Origin of the sequence: Paraburkholderia domus, from assembly GCF_905220705.1 — a bacterium.
In the GTDB taxonomy this organism is placed as follows: domain Bacteria; phylum Pseudomonadota; class Gammaproteobacteria; order Burkholderiales; family Burkholderiaceae; genus Paraburkholderia; species Paraburkholderia domus.
This window is the reverse complement of sequence record NZ_CAJNAT010000014.1, coordinates 158466-178988: the sequence shown is the minus strand read 5'-3', so window position 1 is coordinate 178988 and position 20523 is coordinate 158466. Positions and strand designations below refer to the sequence as shown.

The 20523-nt window shown below is 59.9% G+C and carries 15 protein-coding genes and 5 pseudogenes; 5 read left to right on the top strand and 15 right to left on the bottom strand.

All coding sequences use genetic code 11. From position 1 onward, the window contains the following. Positions 1-294 precede the first annotated feature (294 nt). Positions 295-1968: pseudogene (locus KHO31_RS23105) on the top strand (phage integrase family protein); the annotation flags it as partial. A gap of 159 nt (positions 1969-2127) precedes the next feature. Here KHO31_RS23105 and KHO31_RS40070 read toward each other — a convergent pair. From KHO31_RS40070 to KHO31_RS23070, 7 genes and pseudogenes are all read right to left on the bottom strand, one after another. After that, positions 2128-2223, bottom strand: a pseudogene (locus KHO31_RS40070) (DUF2934 domain-containing protein); the annotation flags it as partial. Between the two features lie 207 nt (positions 2224-2430). Continuing rightward, a pseudogene (locus tag KHO31_RS39425) lies at positions 2431-2819 on the bottom strand (tyrosine-type recombinase/integrase); the annotation flags it as partial. After that, a pseudogene (locus KHO31_RS39420) lies at positions 2806-3030 on the bottom strand (transposase); the annotation flags it as partial. The pseudogenes KHO31_RS39420 and KHO31_RS39425, both read right to left, overlap by 14 nt. 45 nt (positions 3031-3075) lie before the next feature. Next, a complete protein-coding gene (locus KHO31_RS23085; RefSeq protein ID WP_201078094.1) occupies positions 3076-4998 on the bottom strand; it encodes an NADP-dependent malic enzyme in 1923 nt (640 codons plus the stop codon). A 425-nt stretch (positions 4999-5423) separates the two neighbouring features. Then, positions 5424-5771, bottom strand: coding sequence for a hypothetical protein (locus tag KHO31_RS39415; protein WP_236060954.1), 348 nt, complete (start codon positions 5769-5771; stop codon positions 5424-5426). Between the two features lie 243 nt (positions 5772-6014). Beyond that, entirely contained in the window at positions 6015-6476 is a 462-nt protein-coding gene (locus KHO31_RS23075) for a hemerythrin domain-containing protein (protein WP_321207355.1), read from the bottom strand. Positions 6477-6661: 185 nt separating this feature from the next. Continuing rightward, the gene (locus KHO31_RS23070) at positions 6662-6877 is read right to left on the bottom strand and encodes a hypervirulence associated TUDOR domain-containing protein (RefSeq protein ID WP_201078098.1); all 216 of its coding nucleotides are present in this window, start codon (positions 6875-6877) and stop codon (positions 6662-6664) included. Positions 6878-7498: 621 nt separating this feature from the next. On the opposite strand from KHO31_RS23070, the gene KHO31_RS23065 reads away from it, so the two are divergent. The 4 genes and pseudogenes from KHO31_RS23065 to KHO31_RS39410 all read left to right on the top strand — a co-directional run. After that, positions 7499-7729 (top strand): heavy-metal-associated domain-containing protein, encoded by a 231-nt coding sequence (locus KHO31_RS23065; protein ID WP_407945954.1) that lies wholly within the window; start codon positions 7499-7501, stop codon positions 7727-7729. Positions 7730-7832: 103 nt separating this feature from the next. Continuing rightward, complete coding sequence (locus KHO31_RS23060) at positions 7833-8540, top strand: succinate dehydrogenase/fumarate reductase iron-sulfur subunit (protein WP_201140989.1); 708 nt, start codon at positions 7833-7835, stop codon at positions 8538-8540. A gap of 595 nt (positions 8541-9135) precedes the next feature. Then, entirely contained in the window at positions 9136-9435 is a 300-nt protein-coding gene (locus tag KHO31_RS23055; protein ID WP_328820999.1) for a cupin domain-containing protein, read from the top strand. Between the two features lie 36 nt (positions 9436-9471). Next, positions 9472-9567, top strand: a pseudogene (locus KHO31_RS39410) (uracil-DNA glycosylase family protein); the annotation flags it as partial. Positions 9568-9607: 40 nt separating this feature from the next. Here KHO31_RS39410 and KHO31_RS23050 read toward each other — a convergent pair. The 8 genes from KHO31_RS23050 to KHO31_RS23015 form a co-directional block, all read right to left on the bottom strand. Then, on the bottom strand, positions 9608-10762 hold the full coding sequence (locus KHO31_RS23050; RefSeq protein WP_328822734.1) for a cytochrome P450: 1155 nt from the start codon (positions 10760-10762) through the stop codon (positions 9608-9610). A gap of 197 nt (positions 10763-10959) precedes the next feature. Then, positions 10960-11370 (bottom strand): hypothetical protein, encoded by a 411-nt coding sequence (locus KHO31_RS23045; protein ID WP_028229416.1) that lies wholly within the window; start codon positions 11368-11370, stop codon positions 10960-10962. A gap of 51 nt (positions 11371-11421) precedes the next feature. Then, positions 11422-12666, bottom strand: a complete 1245-nt coding sequence (locus tag KHO31_RS23040) for an MFS transporter (protein WP_201078104.1) — start codon at positions 12664-12666, stop codon at positions 11422-11424. 120 nt (positions 12667-12786) lie between these two features. Next, positions 12787-13584, bottom strand: coding sequence for a peptidylprolyl isomerase (locus KHO31_RS23035; protein WP_201078106.1), 798 nt, complete (start codon positions 13582-13584; stop codon positions 12787-12789). Between the two features lie 15 nt (positions 13585-13599). Continuing rightward, on the bottom strand, positions 13600-14286 hold the full coding sequence (gene narI / locus KHO31_RS23030; RefSeq protein WP_028229413.1) for a respiratory nitrate reductase subunit gamma: 687 nt from the start codon (positions 14284-14286) through the stop codon (positions 13600-13602). 69 nt (positions 14287-14355) lie between these two features. Beyond that, the gene (gene narJ / locus KHO31_RS23025) at positions 14356-15045 is read right to left on the bottom strand and encodes a nitrate reductase molybdenum cofactor assembly chaperone (RefSeq protein ID WP_201078108.1); all 690 of its coding nucleotides are present in this window, start codon (positions 15043-15045) and stop codon (positions 14356-14358) included. Then, positions 15046-16587 carry a nitrate reductase subunit beta gene (gene narH, locus KHO31_RS23020; protein WP_211624207.1) on the bottom strand — a complete coding sequence of 514 codons (1542 nt, stop codon included), beginning with the start codon at positions 16585-16587 and terminating at the stop codon, positions 15046-15048. Then, positions 16584-20408 carry a nitrate reductase subunit alpha gene (locus tag KHO31_RS23015; RefSeq protein WP_211624206.1) on the bottom strand — a complete coding sequence of 1275 codons (3825 nt, stop codon included), beginning with the start codon at positions 20406-20408 and terminating at the stop codon, positions 16584-16586. The genes narH and KHO31_RS23015 overlap by 4 nt, the downstream gene beginning before the upstream one ends. Between the last annotated feature and the right edge of the window lie 115 nt (positions 20409-20523).

Genomic DNA, 20523 nt, shown 5'->3' with positions numbered 1-20523 from the left:
AGCAGCGTCACCTGCTTGCGATCTTCACCTTCTATGAATCGCTTCATCCGGTCACCCATGCTGAATGCGTTAATCCAGTTTAGGCGATCAGCGCGTTTTCACACAAGCTCGGTCGACAAGAGGCGTTCGTCCTGCCAGAAAGCGGCCGTTGACAGAGCTTGTCACGCATTCAAAAGCGGTGGCCGGCCCGTTACAAATGCACATGCTGACCAGATCATTAAGATAAGTCTTCTTATCCTTGTGGCAACGTTTCAGGACTAAACTCGATGTCATGAAAACGCGCCTCGTCCCCCCTCCGCTTTCGCGGCGGCACCGGACGGCTTTCCCGATGCTGACTCGCTGGCTGCGCTGCGTGCCTGGTACGCAGGGCTGCCGGCGCGGGCAGCGGTTGAGCGTTACCTGCCGGGCAGCGTGCGCGAGCGACAGTCCGCACGTGGCATCCTCGGGCGCATCCGTCGCCAACTGGTTGCAGTGGCTCGTGGTCTTCACCGCGACGATTTCGCCCTGCTGTTCGCGCATCCGGCGTCCGAACGTATCGAGCGGACCAGAGCGGTGATGCACGCGATCGGGATGCTCCGGTCGCTGCCGGCGCCGGAGCCGCAGATCAGCGACGACATCGAACGATGGTTCCCCGCGAGAACCGGGAAGGCGCTGCGCGCACACGGCATTGGCACGCTGGCCGATCTGACTGTGCGGATTCCCCGCCGGCGCCAGTGGTGGAAAGCGGTGCCGGGGCTCGGCCCAGCGGCCGCACGACGTATCGAGGCGTTCTTCGCCGCGCATCCCGCGCTGACGGAGCGGGCGCGCGCCCTGATCACGACCTCCGGCCCGGGCCCGGTCCTCCCGTGGGAGTCGCTGCGTCTGCCGCACGAGGTCGATGGCTCGTCGGGCACGTTTCGCGCGCCGTGGCACACCTGCACGCTCGACGCCAACAACGATTACGCCGCCGTGCAGGCATGGCTGTCCCTGCACGAATCCATCGCGACGCAGCGTGCCTACCGCAAGGAAGCCGAGCGCCTGATCCTCTGGGCGATCGTCGAACGTGGTCGCGCCCTGTCCTCGCTGACGACGGAGGATGCAATCGCGTACCGGAGTTTCCTGCGTCGGCCGACGCCACGCGAGCGCTGGGTGGGCCCCGTGCGGCCACGCAACTCGCCGGAGTGGCGACCATTCTCCGGTGGGCTGTCGGCCCGCTCGACCGCCTACGCGCTGTCGGTGCTCGGGGCGATGTTCCGCTGGCTGATCGAGCAGCGCTATCTGCTGGCCAATCCGTTTGCCGGCGTCAAGGTTCGCGGCACCAGTCGCTCAACCGTACTCGACACGTCCCACGCTTTTACCGAGGGCGAGTGGACGCTCGTGCGTACCATTGCAGACGGACTCGAGTGGTCGTATGGTTGGGAAGCGCCGGCGGCGCAACGCCTGCGCTTCGTCCTGGACTTCGCGTATGCAACCGGCCTGCGCGTCAGCGAACTGGTCGGTGCCTGCCTCGGCAACATCGCGACCGACGCCCGTGGCGATCATTGGGTGAGCGTTATCGGGAAAGGTCGGAGGGCGGGTAAGGTTGCGCTGCCACCCAAAGCCCGCACTGCACTGGACCGCTATCTGGTAGAGCGAAAGCTGCCGGTCACGCCGGCCCAATGGCATCCCGACACGCCGCTTATCGGCAGCCTGGAGCAGGACAGTGTGGCTGCAATCAGCGGTGTACGGCTATGGGAGATTACGCGGCGATTCTTTGCGAGAGCGGCCGAAGTCATTGCGGCAGACAACCCGGTGCTCGCGGAAAAGCTGCGCCGTGCCAGCCCCCATTGGACGAGGCACACGCATGCAACTCATGCCCTCGCGTGCGGCGCGGAGCTCACGACCGTGAGGGACAATCTGCGCCATGCGTCGATTGCGACGACGTCGATCTACCTGCATAGCGATGACGTGAAGCGTGCCAGGCAAATCCGTGACGCGTTCGCGGACTGATACGCCCAGGCTTGGCTCGCGTGTTGGCTGGCGTTGTCAGCCGGACAAATGATTTTTCACTTGATGGACGGGTTGCAAACTTACGTCAATCAGTCTGGAGCCCTTGACCCATAAGGCCCACCATTGCGACATCCTTCTAAAACCAAAGAAGTCTCAACTTTAGTGGCAAATTCGTACCAACTTTAGTTCGTTTGACACCATGTGCCAATACTCGTCGGCGCACCCTTCAAGGCAACCGTCCTGTTGCCAGAGTTCCTACGCGCGCACACGGATTTTTTCTTCTATTGTCGGGTCGCTCATTGCAATAGTCTCCGTAGTCGCAGGGAGGGGCGTAGGCATGGCGAGGGCCCGCACCCGCGCCGCGGCCAACATCGAAGCAGTTACCGGTACTGTCCATCAGCCCAGCATATCCCCGTTGCATGCTGTTGAAAAGCGGACGCAGCCCCATCGGCTATGTCCACACTATTCGCAGCAGTATCCTGCGCACTGAGGCCAATTGCGGTACCACTTCATGCGGTGCTTTTGCTCGGTCTCGCGATGGCGGCGGTCGTCGTCGACGTGCAGGCACTGGGCGGTGATGGTCAGCGACGCGTGCCCGAGGTTGTCGTGCACCAAGCGCCAGTCGACCCGCTGGTCGGCCATATGTGAGCCGGCGCTTTGGCGCAGCCAGTGGGCCGCGCCTCTAAAAATCCCTTTCACGATCTGCTGCAGCGTGGGGCGCGTCAGCGGCTTGCGTGGCCGGCCGATGGGCAGGAGCAGCGCGGGGCGTCTTCGGCAGGCGAGGGCAGGACAGGCAGACCATGCTCGCGGCGATAGCGCCCAAGCTCGACCATCATTGAGGAGCGTGCTGGCGTCCGGCACAGCTTCGCAGCGCGCGTAATCCCTACAAACCGACGCAGGCTGGCGTTGTCGTACGTCGCCTCTTCGCACGCCAGGTCCGCCAGATTGAGCCAGTGCTGGATGAAGTGGGTCAGCACATGCGCTCCAGACAAATCGCTGGGGGTTATTGTCGCGCTTCGGGTAATACAGCTCGACCACCACACAGTCGGCCCACGGGATGATTGCAAGCTCGCCGGCCCCGCCAACCTGCTGCTGACGGGCGAAGTGTCACTCGTCCCGCGACGGCCGGTCCGCGGCGCCCGCATCGGCCACGACCAGTGCCGCCATGTTGACGATCCCACGCACCGTGGCCGATGCCGTCAGCACATGCACCGGCTTCGCAGCGCCGAGCAGCATCGGCCCAATCGCGATATTGTTACCCGCCGCCGTTTTCAGCAGGTTATATGAGATGTTCGCGGCGTCGATGTTCGGCAGCACGAGCAGATTCGCATCGCCTTCGAGCGTCGATTCGGGCAGCACTTCGCGGCGCAGATTGGCCTCGAGGGCGACGTCGCCCTGCATTTCACCGTCCACCTGCAGGCCCGGCGCACGTTCCTTGAGGATCTCGAGTACATCACGCATCTTCTGCGCGGACGGCGCGTTGCTGGTGCCGAAATTCGAATGCGACACCAGTGCGACCTTCGGCTCGATACCGAAGCGGCGCACTTCCTCCGCGGCCATGATCGTGATCTCGGCGAGCTGCTCCGGTGTCGGATCGACGTTCACGTGCGTGTCCACGAGGAAAATCTGCCGGTCCGGCAGCACCAGCCCCGTCATTGCCGCGTAGACGCTGCTGCCTTCACGCTTGCCGATCACCTGATCGATGAAGTGCAGATGGCGATGCGTCGTGCTGATCGTGCCGCAGATCATGCCATCGGCTTCGCCTTTATGCATCAGCATCGAGCCGATCAACGTCGTGCGTCGCCGCATTTCAAGCTTGGCCATCTGCTCGCTGATGCCCTTTCGCGCCATCATCTTGTGATACGTCTGCCAGAAGTCGCGGTAGCGCTCATCGTGGTCGGTGTTGACCATCGTGTAGTCCTGACCCGCGACCAGACGCAGACCGTAGCGCGCGATGCGCTGCTCGATCACCGCCGGACGGCCGATCAGGATCGGCTTGGCCAGCTTTTCGTCGACGACGATCTGGATCGCGCGTAGCACGCGTTCGTCTTCCCCTTCCGCGAACACGATGCGCTTCTTTTCCGGCTTGACGCTGCGTGCCAGCTGGAAGATTGGCTGCATCGTTGCGCCGCTGCGATAGACGAACTGCTGCAGATGCTGCTCGTACGCGATCATGTCCTCGATCGGACGGGTCGCCACGCCTGACTCCATCGCCGCCTTCGCCACTGCCGCCGCGACCTTGACGATCAGGCGCGGGTCGAACGGCTTCGGAATCAGGTATTCCGGACCGAACGACAAGTCCTGAATGCCATACGCCGTCGCAACGATGTCGCTCTGCTCCTGGCGCGCCAGTTCCGCGATCGCGTTCACCGCCGCGATTTCCATTTCGCGCGTGACCGTCGTCGCGCCCACATCCAGCGCGCCGCGGAAGATGAAAGGGAACACCAGAACGTTATTAACCTGGTTCGGATAATCGGCACGTCCCGTAGCCAGTATGGCATCAGGCCGAATTCCCCGCGCCAGATCCGGCTCAATTTCGGGCGTCGGATTTGCAAGCGCGAGGATCAAAGGTGTCTTGCCCATCTGCGCAACCATGTCGGTCTTGAGGACGCCACCGGCCGACAGGCCGAGGAAAATGTCCGCGTCGCCGATCACCTCGACCAGCTTGTGCGGATCGGACTCGTTCAGCTCGATATCGAACACGTCGATGCCGGCGAACTTCTTGAACAGCACTGCCTTGCCTTCCATGACCGGCTTCGACGCGAGCGGTCCGATGTTGCCGAGGCCGAGCACCGCCGTGCCGTTCGTCACGACGCCGACGAGATTGCTGCGCGCGGTGAAGCGGGCGGCATTCAGCGGGTTCTCGACGATCTCCTCGCACGCGAATGCGACGCCTGGCGAGTACGCCAGGGAGAGATCGCGCTGGTTGATCATCAGTTTGGTCGGCGCGATGGCAATTTTGCCAGGCGTCGGGAATTCGTGGTAATCGAGAGCGGCTTCGCGGAATTTGCTTTGGGCTGTAGTGGGCATAACGTCCCTCGCTAGCGGTATTTGCAGATAATGCTAATGGTATGTCACGTCAGCGGCAAACTGAGAGCTGTGGCAAGGGCAAAGCTGGATGTACTGCGCGGGCTCTGTCGTGCCCGCGCAAGGTATGGCAACGCATAGCGACGAAATTAGGGGAGGTTCGGATTGAATTCAACCGCAGGTGACGACTATCGCGGCGAGTGCGCCTGCGCCACGAGCCCATCAGCACGTCGGATGACGAAGCGTCAGCGTGTCGCGACATCGTTCTGCGCGCGTCGCCCCACGACAAGACGATTGTGTTGATCCACCCGGAAGAGCGTTTCCGCGACCACCATGCGACAGGTCTGGAACATCAAGTGCGCACAAGTCTGCGTTCTGGGGATCGCAATCCCGGGACCGCCAACATAGGCGATCCCGTTGAACTCGCTCTACAGGGCGTACTGCAAAGCCAAATCGAAGCAAATGATAACCAGGGAACAGCAGAGGCCGGCCAGGACATTTGCGACCCGATGTTCGAAATCGTGATCCCGGCTCATCCATGCCCCAATGAGGAAAACGCCTTCGAACACGACCTGAAGCGCGACGAACACAAGCATCAGCAGGAACTCGTAGCCCATGAACCTGAAGTTCGCGAAGTGCATCCCGTAATCGAAGATCCACCTGCCCACCCTATGTACCTCATACGCCAGCAATAGGATCGGAAAGAGGTAACTGGCAACATAGGTCGGCACGCTTGCGTGCCGCAGTTCCAGGTGAAAGTGACGAGCAGTTTGCATATCCCCTCCCGCGTCGGCTTTTGGTGTTCAAAAAACTCTGTGTTCAATTGCGCGGCCACGCATCCTGCTGACCCGCGTTTGCATTACGTGACCGGCCGCCCATCGAAACGCGCAACCGAACAGCTAACTTTCCGTCTCAGGGATCGTTTTGACGATCATCGAGAATAATTTGCCGAGATCGTCTTCAAGTTTTACCCCGTCGAATGGATCTCGATTCGCTCCAAAAGCGGCGTCGATTTCCGCCTAGTCTTCGTTTGTCAGCAGGCGTCTGGCCGCCGGCAAAATCAACGTCTCTTCCATACACCGGTGGTCTGCATGGAACTCGGCATACGCATCCACCGTGGCTCGCAGGCCCCGAAGTGCGGGAGCCCCTTTCAATTCATACCGGGTCAGCGCGTGCTCGATATTTCTTAACCTCACGTCACCCTGGGCATGCTGGGACTCCAGTTCCGTAAGGACGTAGTCAAATTCATCCGTCCGATCGCGCAGCGGTGTGAACAGGTAACGATCCTCTTTAGGATGGTGCACCTGCTGAGGGTACTCGCGGATGTAATAAAGCATCGCCCGTAACACCATGAGGCCCGGAGCGGGCGTACCTGCTGCCAGCAGACCTACGAAGCGCCGCATGCCCTCTATCACGGTCGACATCTGCTCGTGTTCATGAAGGATGACGGTTATGGCACTACGCGGTCCCAGAGACTGCATATCAAACTCCGCAGCAATACATGAAATGCCTTGGCGAATCGATTTGCTACCTCACACCGGCGGCAAGCGCAAGAAGCTGCGCCGATACTTTAATGTTAGTCATCTTCCGCTCGACATCAAAGCGCGAAAACGCCACGGCTTTGATGGTGATCAAGGACTGCGCGGACATGGTGGTCCATGAAGTCTCAGGAATGCATCTTTTTCAGCGCGCCACCTTTGTGCATCGCGACATGGTCGGTCTTGTCGCTCCTGATCTCGTACTGTGGATCGTCCACGCTGGCATGACGGATGTATCCCTTGTAGTCGGTGTCTTTTGTATGCACCTTGATGACCTTGCCGCTGACATGCCCGGCCTCCGAATTCCAGGTCACGTGGTCGCCAACCTTGAATCTTGTCGTCATGACGGATGCCCTCCGTTCGATACCGCGTGCACTGCACTCCTGTCAGGGCGCGCGGACACTGCCGTGCATTCAACAACACACTTTTATGGTATCCCTGTGCATTTCACTATAGATCACGGTGTGACATAGTTTAATTCCAATTGAATTGCCGAAGTTCATGATGCACAAGAGAAGGAGCGTCGCATGCCTCTGGCGAGGCCGGAAGAGTTCATCACGGGGTGACAGCGCCGCGCAGCACGTTGTGCGCGTGCATCGGCTGTCGCAGCTCATAGCGAGGTGACCCGAACGCGCCGCGTCAGGACGATCGGCGCCCACTCGGACCTTGCCGGCCGACCCAGTGCGTTCTTCATCAACTGGAGCGTGGATTCGATGAGTACAGCGATTCCGATCCCCATGAACACCCCGCGCATGCACGGCCGCACGGCTGGCGTCGCTCGACATCGCGCTGCACGGGACGTATTACGTCGTCGCCCATTTAGACGATGTGCTGGTGGTCGGATCGCTGTTTGCGATGTTCGCGGGCTGGTACCACGGGTCAACGAAACGTTCGTCCTCAAGCATTTCCCGGGCGTGGCCGGGCGCCCGCCCGATACCGGATAACCAGAATCGAAGGAGTAGATCATGGAATTCGAACATATGGAATTCGAACATATGGAATTCGAAGTGGCGAAGATGACCGGTGACGGCGACGCACAGACGCTTGCCCGTGCCATCGGCGCGGTCGACCCCGACGCGAAAGTCGATGTCGACGTCAATGCCAGAACCGTAAAGATTGACTCCTGGTTGCTGCCAGAGGAATTCCTGGTGGCGTTCGAGGACGCAGGCTACAAGGCGACGATCAGCAAAGGTTGATCCGGAACCCGAAGGGGTGGTGAGCGGAAATGCGCGCTCTGGAATGTTGTCCCGACGAGCGGCATCGCCAGCTTGGGGCCGGGTCAGAAAATGGAGATTCAGGATGAGCGACAGCCGCGTGATTGAGATCTTCCGGTATGACCCGGACACGGATACTAAACCGCATATGCAGGCGTTCGAGGTTGACATCGATCCGCGTGACCGGATGCTACTGGACGTCCTCGTCAGGCTGAAGTCGGTCGATGAATCGATTTCGCTGCGGCGTTCGTGCCGTGAAGGCATCTGTGGGTCCGACGCCATCAACATCAACGGCAGGAACGGTCTCGCGTGCCAGATCAACATGAACGATCTGCCGTCGCGGATTGTCTTGCGGCCGCTGCCGGGCCTGCCCGTGATTCGCGATCTGATCGTCGATATGACGTCGTTCTTCAACCAGTATCACTCGGTGATGCCGTATCTGATCAACGATACGCCGCCCCCGGAACGGGAGCGCCCGCAAAGTCCCGAAGAACGCGACCAGCTCGACGGCCTCTACGAGTGCATCCTGTGCGCGTGCTGTTCAACGGCGTGTCCGTCGTACTGGTGGAATCCGGACAAGTACGTCGGACCCGCTGGCCTGCTGCAGGCCTACCGGTTCATCGTCGATTCGCGCGACATGGCCACGCAAGCGAGACTGGACAATCTCGAAGATCCGTACCGGCTCTTTCGTTGCCGCACGATCCTGAACTGCACTGACATCTGCCCGAAAAACCTGAATCCCGCGTATGCAATCGGCCAGATCAGATCGATGCTCGCGCGCCGCATGGTGTAATGCCGGGCCACGTCGCCGGCTGCCGGTACAACGGGGCACGTTCTTCCGATCGATCCGGCACGCGACGAGGCGTCGACGTTGCGCCGGCCAGAAGCGGCATGTCCCGGGCGCGCCAGTGTCGGGCACCGGACAGACGCCGCTCGGGAGTCAGCGCATAAATGACCTGCGACCGGGATCCGGGGCGGCCACCGTACGCCAGTCTCGCATCGATCCAGGCGGTGACGGCCAGGACAGCCTGGAGCCGCGGGAGCCGTTTTTCCCCGCGCTGGATCCGGTCGATATGGCGTCCGATCAGTCATTTCCGGCTAGCGATCCACCGGCGTGGATCTGGAGATAGGCAATGGCGCCATCATCCGTTTCCTGCCGGCCGCTCCAAGTTTGCGGCGTCGTGCGAAGTATGCTATCGCAACACGCACGGCAGGCACGCTGGCGATCCACGCCGGCCTGCTGAATCTGACCGGGCCGTACGTCAAGGAGAGAGGAGGTGGCCATATCACATCTTTCGTCTGGCGAAGTTGCGAGCCTGTTACCGCTCGGCAACAGGCTTGAACAGACTCCGACCACGGCATTGTTCAAGGAGGAGCGCCTCGAAGTCATGTGGATCGTTCTTCCGGCTGGCAAAGGAATGCCTGTGCATGCGGTCGATGGACCGGTAACGGTTCAATGTATCGAAGGTGAAGTTGATCTCGAGATGAATGAAGGGCACCAGATTCTGCGTACCGGTGATCTCATCTATCTTGCAGCCGGCGCCCCACACGCACTCACAGCCTTCCAGAACGCATCGATACTCGTGACCGTCGTATTCGTCAGGCCGGATGAGTTGCAAGGGATCGCCGGTGGGCGACGCAAACACCATGACGACGACCTGGAAATGAAGTGGCCGGAAAATGAATAAACCCGCGAGTTCGTCGCTCGATACGCTTCTGGCTGACGTGCGTGCCTGTCGGGCATTCCGTGGGATGACGCGAGCGACAATCGTCTTCGAAACTGGCTCGGAATCGGCGCGACCACATTTCACGACGAGTCGATGAGACTTTGAGTGAGCCCCTGGTCGAGCAGCTGGGTATTCACTTGATGCACAATGGCAACACAGAAAAACCGGCACCCGGATGCACGGCTTTCGCGACGAGGCCGCCGGGCAAGAGCGCAATCCAGTTAGTACGCGCGAGCAGTTCTTCCATGCAAATACGCAGTTCGAGCCGCGCGAGCGGCGCACCCGGACACGCATGAATGCCAGCACCGTATAGCAGGTTGCAGGCCGGATCGCGGTCGAGCCGGAATTCGTCGGGGTCGCCAAAAATCGTCTCGTCCCGGTTCGCGGATCCCCAGATGAGCGTGATACGCTGGCCAACGGGCACCTCGCAACCACCGATTTCCACCGGTTTGGTACTGATGCGCCGGTTGGCGATGAGCGGCGCCCTGATCCGGAGTATTTCGTCGATGGCCGTTGACAATAGCGACGGCTGCTCCCGCAACTGGCGCTGGACATCGAAATGTTCGGCAAGGTAGTGAGAGAGAATCCCCACGCACGCCGCAATCGTCCCGAGTTCGCCGACGGTCCAGTTGCGCAGGATGCTGACAATTTCGTCGTCGTTCAGCAGCCGGTCCCCGATCCGGTCACGTAACAGGTTGGTCGTGATATCGTCCGGCGCATCCGCACCCGATTCGCGCCTTCGCTCAAGCAAACCCTTGATGTAGGTGTCAAATTCGAGGGCCACCCTGTCGAGAGCGATCCTGTCACCTGTCAGCGTGGCTTCACGGTTTTTGCGAATCCAGTGAAGAAGCGGCGTGCGCAAATCCTGTGGCCAGCCCAGAAAAGCGCACTGGATCTGTATTGCAAATTCTTGTGCAAACCGGACGTTGAATTCGACTTCGCCGCACCTCGGAAGTCCATTTACCAGACTGACGGCAATCTCTCGACACACCGGCTCGAAGACCGCCATGCGCTGCGGGCTGAAATATGGCTCGATAATGCTTCTGTACTGGGTGTGCTCAGGCGGATCCATGCCATTGGGCACGGAGAGATAGCTCGAGACCGCACTGCTGAACGTTTCAGGATCGTTGAGCACGCGAATGACATCTTCATGGCGGAACAGGGATAAGTTCAGGTAGTCACTGTGCGCGACTGGACAGCGGTGCCGCATGTCATCATACGCCGCAGCCTGATCGCGCAAGACGTCATCAGACCTCGGATCCCAATCGTTTGTCAGCTTGTCGCTCATGCTCATTCCTCGCCAGGTCCCGGCATCGCTGCCGCCTGTGTCGTAAGTTCCCCGGGCGCGGCCTGACCCCGCTCGGCATGCAGGGTATCCCGCGATTCCGCAATCGCGCAGCGGAAGCAACCGTTCCATTGCACTTTGGCCAAGCTTGATGGGGAACGCGTCATTGGCGCGGCGATCGCAGTCAGTGACGGATCTGTTCAGGGCGGACCAAATAGCACTGGTTGACCGTGCGCATCGAATGGAATAAACATGCCGATAGTCCCGGCCTTGATCGATTCCACCATCCTGTTCAACGGCGCTTCGGCATCTTCAGTCCGCGGCACACACCCGTTACTACCTGAGAGAGCCGCGACAAAGACGATCGCCCATTCCTGGAGAACCTGTCGCGATTCGTCGAGCAGATCGCTAAACGTACCGATTTCTTCTGGCGTTTTGTCCACGCACATGAGTGGCGTCAACGCGCCACCCTGACCAGCCTGGAAGCGGGCCCGCTGTTCGGGCGTACAGTCATCGGGCAACTCTACCGTGGTAAATACGAATAACAGACGCTGAGGTTCGGGTTGTTGCCGCGCGACCCGAATCAGCTCATCAAAACTCGAGATACTCATCATCAATCGTCCATGTGGTGTCGTGTCGGGAGGGCACATTACGTCGGCTGTTCATTCAGTCACTTGCTGGGCTGTTCCGTCGATGCGGACCTGTCGCACGCTGGATTGATACAGCAGAATCAGCGACACCCAGACGATGCCGTACAGGAACATGAAGCAACTCGAGCGAACACCAAGCCAGTCAAGAATTACGCCGAAAAGGATCGGTAGCAGGAAGCCGCCCAGTCCGCCGGCCAGTCCAACGATACCGGTGACGACGCCCATTTGCTCAGGAAAGTCGTCGGCGACGTACTTGAACGTCGACGCCATACCGAACGCGAATACCACGCCGAGAATGAATAGAAGTCCGACGAAAGCCGGGACGCCCAGATGGATGTGAAAGCTGCGCGGGCCGTCGATCGTGCTCACCACGAAAGAGGTATCCGGGTACGACAACAGGAATAGACATACCCACGCAACCCACAATCCCCACCACGTCACCTTATGCGCACCGAAGCGGTCGGACAGGGTGCCACCCAGCGCGCGCAATACCGATCCGGGCAGCGAAAAGCCGGCGGCTAACGCCGCGGCGGTGACGACCGAAAAGCCGAATTCACCCTTCAGATATTGTGGGATCCACAGTGATAACGCGGTGAAACCACCAAAGCAGATCGAGTAGTACTGGCAGTACTTCCATATCTTGGGGTTCTTCAGAACCTGAAACTGCTTGTACCATGGCCCCGACGATTTACCTGCGCCCGGGTCGGTCGCGGAGCCCAGCCAGAACACCAGCGCAGTGACGAGGAGGGCGAGAGCATAGATTTTCGGGACAGCTCGCCAGCCCCAGGCAGCCTGCAGCGAAGGCGTGATGAACAGGTTCACGGCGGCGCCGACCGTACCGGCGCCAAAGAATCCCATGGCAAAGCCACGTTTTTCGGGCGGGAAGAACCGCGCGACATACGGCGTACCCACAGCGAACGATGCGCCAACCGCACCGAGACACAAGCCGATCGCGAGGAACTGCCAGAACGCCGTCGCGTATGCGATCAGGAATACGGGGATGGCGCAGAGGACCAGCAATAGCGTCATCACCACGCGACCACCAAAACGGTCGGTCCAGATGCCCAGCGGGACGCGCAGTAGTGCGCCGGTCAGAACCGGCGTGGCCGTCAGCATACCGAATTCCGTACTGTTCAGTCCAAGCTCGGTTCGCAGCCCAATGCCGAGTACGCCGAACATCATCCAGACGACGAAGCAGACCAGAAATGCCAAAGTCGTGACACATAGAACCAATATGGGACTTCTTTGTGAACTCATGACGACTCCAGGGCAGGACAACAAGGATGGCGTCTACATACGGGCGTTATTGATCGGTGCAGGGGGATGGGAGCACACCAAATACAGATGCCGATTCCCTGTAAACACTATGACAAATCGCTATTGCAACAACAGGCCCGGACGCACGTCCAGCGCAATGCCACGCAGTTCGGCGCTGGATGCGAGCAGAGTCAAATATTGCTGAATCGACTTGTGCCGGACATGCTCGGCGAGATAGCGTTCGATGGTCATTTGCACCGCTTCGAACGGAAGGGACTCACCCGCAATGCGACGCTCCACCCAGACAATATGAAAGCCATAGCGCGTATTGACGAGCCCCGGTAGCAGGCCGATGTGCTGGCTGCCGAAAATTGCCGCCTCGAATTCCGGCACGCTCTCGCCAAGGGTCAACTGCCCCAGATTCCCGCCGACCTGCCCGGACGGGCAATTGGATAACGTTCGGGCGAGCGCATCGAACCGGTCGTGATGCTGTGCGAGCTCGCGGTGCGCTTCTTCAGCGCGGGCGCGGACCCGCGTCATCGCTGCCTTTTCGGTCAGCGCAAAGAGGATGTGGCGCGCGAAGACCAGGTCCGGACTGCGGAATTTCTGCATGTTCGCTGCGTAGTAGCGCTGGCATTCTTCGGCGGACGGGACCGGCGTCGTACATTCCAATTCCAGCAGACGGTCAACGGTCCCATCGTCAAGATCGGCGCCGTTCGCAAGCAGCCCTGTTGCAACGGCGCGCTGGGCCAGCAGTTCACGCACGACCAGAGTCCGTCGCGCGGCGTGGTCCGGATCGGGCTCATCCGCGTGCAATGCGGACTCCGCTGCAATGGCGGCGGCTTCGATCACGGCACCATTGACGCTAAGTACGTCGATGGTGGCGAGTGTTGGTGAGAGATCGTCGTTTGCCGACATAAAAGATTCCTCGAGTTAGCGCTTACGGACGATCTGGTGGGGCCGAACCAGGAAACCCAGCGTGGCCATGCCGCTCCAGATATGGACGAGGCGGGTGAACGGGGAAATGAGGAAAATCGTGAAGCCGAGCGCGATATGGATTTTGTAGACGAGCGGCGCCTGGATGATGAGGTCCGCGGTGCCGGGTTGAAACGTGACGACGCCTTTCACATAGTCACTCAGGGTCTCGAACATCGCGCCGTCCATATGAGCCAGGGACAGCGGAATGGTGGCCAGTCCAAGCGCGAGTTGCAGCCACAGAATTACCAGCACCAGAATGTCCGCATGAGCGCTATTGATGCGAATGCGCGGATCGGACAGGCGTCGGTACAGCAGGATCGACAGGCCGACGATCGCGACGATGCCCGCGATGCCGCCTGCCATCACCGCGAGCCATTGATGCTGGGAGGCGTTCAGGAATGGCGACACCATCCAGTGAGGCGCAAGGAACCCGGCGAAGTGGCCGCCGATCACAATCAATACGCCGACGTGGAACAGATTGCTTCCCAGGCGCAGTTGACGGCGTCTGAGCAGTTGCGACGAATCGCTCTTCCAGGTGTACTGCTCGCGGTCGAAACGGATCAGGCTGCCGAGCAACCAGATCGCGAGACACACGTAGGGGTAGATGCCAAACAGCAGTGCGTTGACGAAGTGCTGACTCATGAGGTTTCTCCAGCCAGGATCCTGTTCGGTAATGCGCGGAATGTGAGCACGGAACTCCGCCGTTTCCGGCTAACGTGACGGTCTTTTGTCGTAAAACTGGATTGGTTGGGGCGCCGTGGATAAAGGCGCTTGTGCACCCAGGAAGCTCACGGGCTCCTCCTGCCACTCGCGATCGAGCGCTTCGGCATCGATCTCGCGCGTCGTGGCGGCGTCGCTCACGGTCGTGTTCGCGTTCGCCAGCGGTGCCTCGCCGGCGAGTGGCAACAATGCCGCAACGGCTGCGAAATACGGCGTTCCGCGCTCGGCCAGGCTGGTCGCAATCTGCCGGCTGATATCGGCAATTTCGCCAAGCAGCGCATGCGCTTGCGCAGGCGTTTCGTGAGACAGAAACTCGAGAAAAACCGGCAGGTAGTCAGGTAGTTCACCGGCACCGAGAAACAGGCCGTTCGCTTCGTACATGGCGAGCAGATCCACCATCGCCTGCCCACGTTCGCGCGACTCGCCGTGGACGTGCTCAAACAGATAGAGCGAAGTGGCTCGGCCGCGGTCGAAGATCTCGACGTAGTCTTCCTGCAGATCCAGCAGCGGCCGCGCCGACAGTCGGTCGACGAGCTCGATCAAGGCTACGCGTGTGTCCGACGGCAACCCGGGGTGCCCGGCCAGCGCGGTGCGGATCTCGTCGAGCGCCACGATCAGTGTTTGATCGGGATAGTCCAGCAGCGCGCCCAACATGCTGAAAATCAGACGGTTGTCTTCCATTTATTCACCCGCCGCGCGAATGGGAATAGTTTTGCGTGCCTTGTTGATGCCCTTGCGTCCACCGAACAGGCTGGTTTCCGTGGTGCCGTCGGAACACCCGTTACCGAACGAGAAACCGCACGATGCGCGCAGGTCGAAGGCATCCTCTGCATATTCGCGGTGAGCCGTCGGAATCACGAATCGATCTTCGTAGTTGGCAATCGCCAGATATCGGTACATCTCATCGACTTGCGCGCTGGTCAGATCGACTTCGCTGAGCAATTCCGGGCTCTCGCGACGTTCGACATGGCGCTCGCGCATGAACGCTCGCATCGCCAGCATTCGCTTGAGGGCAAGCCGAACCGGCGCTTCGCGACCGGCTGTGAGCAGATTGGCCAGATAGCGCAGCGGGATCCGCAGCGAATCGACGTCGGGCAGCAAGCCTTTCATGCCGAGCCGACCGTCATTGGTGGCCGAGTTGATCGGCGACAGCGGCGGGACGTACCAGACCATCGGCAAGGTGCGATATTCGGGGTGAAGCGGAAAAGCGATCTTCCACTCCATCGCCATCTTGTACACCGGGGAATGACGCGCCGCTTCGAGCCAGTTCTCCGGCACGCCGTCGCGAGCCGCCTGTTCACGCACGGCCGGGTCGTTCGGATCCAGGAAGATCGACAGCTGCGCTTCGTACAGATCCTCTGGGTCTTTGACCGATGCGGCTTCCTCGATCCGGTCGGCGTCGTACAGCAGCACGCCGAGATAGCGTATCCGGCCGACGCAGGTTTCCGAGCACACGGTCGGCTGGCCTGCCTCGATACGCGGATAGCAGAAAATGCACTTCTCCGACTTGCCGCTTTGCCAGTTGTAGTAAATCTTCTTGTACGGACACCCGGACACGCACATCCGCCAGCCGCGGCACTTGTCCTGGTCGATCAGAACGATGCCGTCTTCCTCTCGTTTGTAGATCGCGCCGGAGGGACAGGACGCGACGCATGCGGGATTCAGGCAGTGCTCGCAAAGTCGCGGCAGGTACATCATGAAGGTGTTCTCGAATTCCCCATAGATGTCGGTCTGCACCTGCTCGAAGTTGTAGTCCAGCTTACGCTTTTCGAACTCTCCGCCGAGAATTTCTTCCCAGTTCGGGCCCCACTGGATTTTCTCCAGACGTTCGCCGGTAATCAGCGAACGCGGTCGAGCGACCGGCCCGACCTTAACGTCGGGTGCATCGTGCAGATGCGCGTAATCAAAGGTGAACGGCTCGTAGTAATCGTCGATCTCCGGCAGGTTCGGGTTGCCGAAGATATTGGCGAGCACACGCCACTTACTGCCGGCACGAAGCTCGATCCTGCCATTCGTCTTGCGTTTCCATCCGCCGTTCCAGCGATCCTGGTTTTCCCAGTCCTTCGGATAACCGACGCCTGGTTTCGTTTCGACATTGTTGAACCACGCGTACTCCATGCCCTCGCGCGAGGTCCAGACGTTCTTGCAGGTGACGGAGCAGGTATGGCAACCGATGCATTTGTCCAGATTCATCACCATACCGATCTGCGCGCGGATTTTCATGGCTTCTCTCCAGTCTCATCATCGGCCATCGCAAGTGTCGGCGCGCCGTGAGCGAGTGTGTGCTGATGACGCGCAGCTTCGGCCGCCGACAGCACCGACGCGGGTGTCGACTCATCCTTCCAGTCGATCGTTTTCATTTTGCGGACGATCACGAATTCGTCGCGATTGGAGCCGACAGTGCCGTAATAGTTGAAACCGTATGAGAGCTGCGCATAGCCACCGATCATGTGGGTCGGTTTCGGCATGATGCGCGTGACAGAATTGTGAATGCCGCGGACCCCGGAGACTTCTGAGCCCGGTGTATTGATGATCTTTTCCTGCGCGTGATACATCATCACGGCGCCTACCGGAATGCGTTGGCTGACCACTGCGCGCGCGGTTAGCGCGCCGTTCAGATTGAACGCCTCAATCCAGTCGTTATCGACCACGCCGATCTTCCTGGCATCGGTCTCGGAGATCCAGACGATCGGGCCCCCGCGCGACAGCGTCAGCATCAACAGGTTGTCGGTGTAGGTGCTGTGAATGCCCCACTTCTGATGAGGGGTGAGGAAATTCAGCGCGATCTCCGCGTTTCCGTTTGAGTGGCTGCCGGCCATGCCGGTGGTGCTGCGCGTGTCGATCGGCGGCTTGTAGACACACAGCGACTCGCCAAAGTCGCGCATCCACACGTGATCCTGATACAGCTGTTGGCGCCCGGACAGGGTGCGCCAGGGAATCAGCTCATGAACATTCGTGTAGCTTGCGCTATAGGACACATGTTCGGATTCGATCCCGCTCCACGTCGGCGACGAAATGATCTTGCGCGGCTGCGCCTGAATATCCCGGAACCGGATTTTTTCGTCCTCGCGAGCGCGCGAGAGATGCGTGTGATCGGTACCCGTGAGCGCCGACAACGCTTGCCATGCTTTAAGCGCGACGGCACCGTTGGTTTCCGGGGCCAGCGACAGGATCACTTCGGCTGCGTTGATCGCCGAAAGAATCTGTGGTCGCCCGTGCGAAACGCCCGCGTCAGCAACCGGATAATTCAATTCTCGAAGCTGTTCGATTTCCTCGCCGGTTTGCCAGGTAATGCCTTTGCCGCCGTTGCCGAGCGAGTCGAGCAGCGGTCCGAGCGAGGTAAACTTGCGCCAGGTATTGGGATAGTCCCGTTCGACGACCGCAATGCTTCCCATCGTTTTTCCGGGAACCGGATCGCATTCGTCGTGACCCCAGTCGGCAATGCCGTCGGTCTGGGCGATTTCGCCGGCGCTGTCGTGTTGGAGCGGTGACATCACAATGTCGCGCTCCACGCCGAGATGGCCTTCGGCCAGTTCAGAGAACTTTTGCGCGATGCCTTTATAGATTTCCCAGTCGCTTCTGGATTGCCACGCTGGGTCGACGGCCGCCGACAGCGGGTGGATGAACGGGTGCATGTCGGACGTGTTCATATCGTCCTTCTCGTACCACGTGGCGGTCGGCAGCACGATGTCCGAATACAGGCAGGTGGTGGACATTCTGAAGTCGAGCGTGACGACGAGATCGAGTTTGCCCTCGGGCGCTTTCTCGTGCCACTTCACCTCTTTGGGCAGGATGCCGGCGCTTGCGCCCAGATCCTTTCCCTGCACACCATGCTCGGCACCGAGCAGATGCTTGAGGAAGTACTCATGTCCCTTGCCCGACGATCCCAGCAGGTTCGAGCGCCAGACAAACAGGTTTCTCGGAAAATTTTCCGCTGCGTCGGGATCTCCGCACGACATCTCAAGCGAGCCATCCTTCAGACCCTTCGCAACATAAGCGGCGGGGTCGGCGCCGACTGATGCCCGGCCGAGTTCGAGCGGATTGGTCCTGAACTGTGGCGCGGACGGCAACCAGCCCATCCGTTCGGCACGGACGTTATAGTCGATCGGGCTGTCGGCGAACCCGCTGCCATCGGTGAGGGGCGATAGCAGTTCTGTGACTTTCATCGTTTCGTAGCGCCATTGATCGGTATGCGCATAGAAAAACGACGTGCCGTTCATGACGCGCGCCGGCCTGTACCAATCAGTCGCGAATGCCAGCGGCAGCCAGCCAGTTTGCGGCCGGAGCTTTTCCTGGCCGACATAGTGAGACCAGCCGCCGCCTGATTTGCCGACGCAACCGCACATGACGAGAAGATTGATGATTGAGCGATAGCTCATGTCCATATTGAACCAATGGTTCAAGCCCGCGCCGACGATCACCATCGACTTGCCTTCGGTCTTCTGGGCGTTATCGGCGAATTCGCGCGCAACGGCGATGACATCGTGCCGTTTGACACCAGTAATCTTCTCCTGCCACGCGGGCGTGTACGGTACGTCATCGTCGAAATCGACCGCGACGTTCGGGCCGCCAAGTCCCTGGTCCACGCCATAGTTGGCGACGAACAGGTCGTAGACTGTGGCAACCAGAACTTCACCGGCGCGGGTGGCGATCTTGCGTACGCCAATGCGGCGCGGCAATACACTCGCATGGCCGGTGTGCGTGAAGTGAGTATGTTCGACGTTGCCGAAATAGGGGAAGGCGACCTCGATCGTCTCGTCGTGTTTCTCCACGAACGACATGACCGGACAGATCGGGTTGCCGTGGACATCCTCTTCTTTCAGATTCCATTTGCCGGCGTCGCCACCTTCCTTTTGTCCCCAGCGAAAGCCGATCGATCCGATTGGCGTGACAAGCTTGCCGCTCAATTCGTCGAAGGCAACAGTTTTCCAGGCGGCGTTGTTTTCCTGGCCGGATGCATCATCGAGCTCGTCTGCTCTCAGGAGTCGTTCGGGCACATAGTGCTCGCCTTGTTTGACGATGCGCACGAGCAGCGGCATGTCGGTATAACGTCGGCAGTAGTCCGAGAAATATTCGCTCTTGCCTGCGACGTGAAACTCTTTCAGCACGACGTGACCCATCGCGAGACCGAGCGCTGCATCCGTGCCTTGCTTGGGATGCAGCCAGATGTCGCCGAACTTCGCACCCTCGGCGTAATCGGGAAAGATCGATACGATCTTTGCGCCGCGATAGCGTACCTCGGTCATGAAGTGCGCGTCGGGGGTGCGCGTTTGCGGCACGTTCGACCCCCACAACATGATGAAGCTGGAGTTGTACCAGTCGGCCGATTCTGGAACGTCGGTCTGTTCGCCCCACGTCTGCGGCGACGCGGGCGGCAAATCACAGTACCAGTCGTAGAAGCTCAGACTCACGCCACCGATCAATGACAGATAGCGGCTGCCTGCCGCATAGGACACCATCGACATTGCGGGTATTGGTGAGAACCCGATGATGCGGTCCGGGCCATGTCGTTTGATGGTATGGATGTTTGCGGCCGCAATCATTTCGTTCACCTCATCCCAGCTTGAGCGAACGAAACCACCCAAGCCGCGGCGGCGCGTATACGAAGCGCGGGCTTCCTGGTCATTCACGATCGCGCTCCACGCTTCCACCGGCGCGAGCGTCTGGCGCTTTTCGCGCCACTGTCTGAGCAGTGCACTGCGAATCAGCGGATATTTAAGGCGATTGGCGCTGTAGAGATACCACGAATAGGACGCGCCGCGAGCACACCCACGCGGTTCGTGATTCGGCATATCAGGACGGGTGCGGGGATAATCGGTCTGCTGGGTTTCCCAGGTGACGATGCCGCTCTTGACATAAATCTTCCACGAACACGAACCTGTACAGTTGACGCCGTGAGTCGAGCGCGCGATCTTGTCATGCTGCCATCTTTGCCGGTAGGCGTCCTCCCATCCACGGTCTTCATGGGTTGTCATCCCATGGCCTTCGGAGAAAGTTGGCCTCGACGTGGAGAAGTACTTCAGGCGATCAATAAAGTGGCTCATCTGATCGACTCCGTGGCATTCGATGCTCGGAGTCTACGCGTGTTGTCCGAAATTGTGGACATTCTGATTTTCTCCGTGGCATTGCCGATAGCATGCACTCTGGAAGAACCGCGGA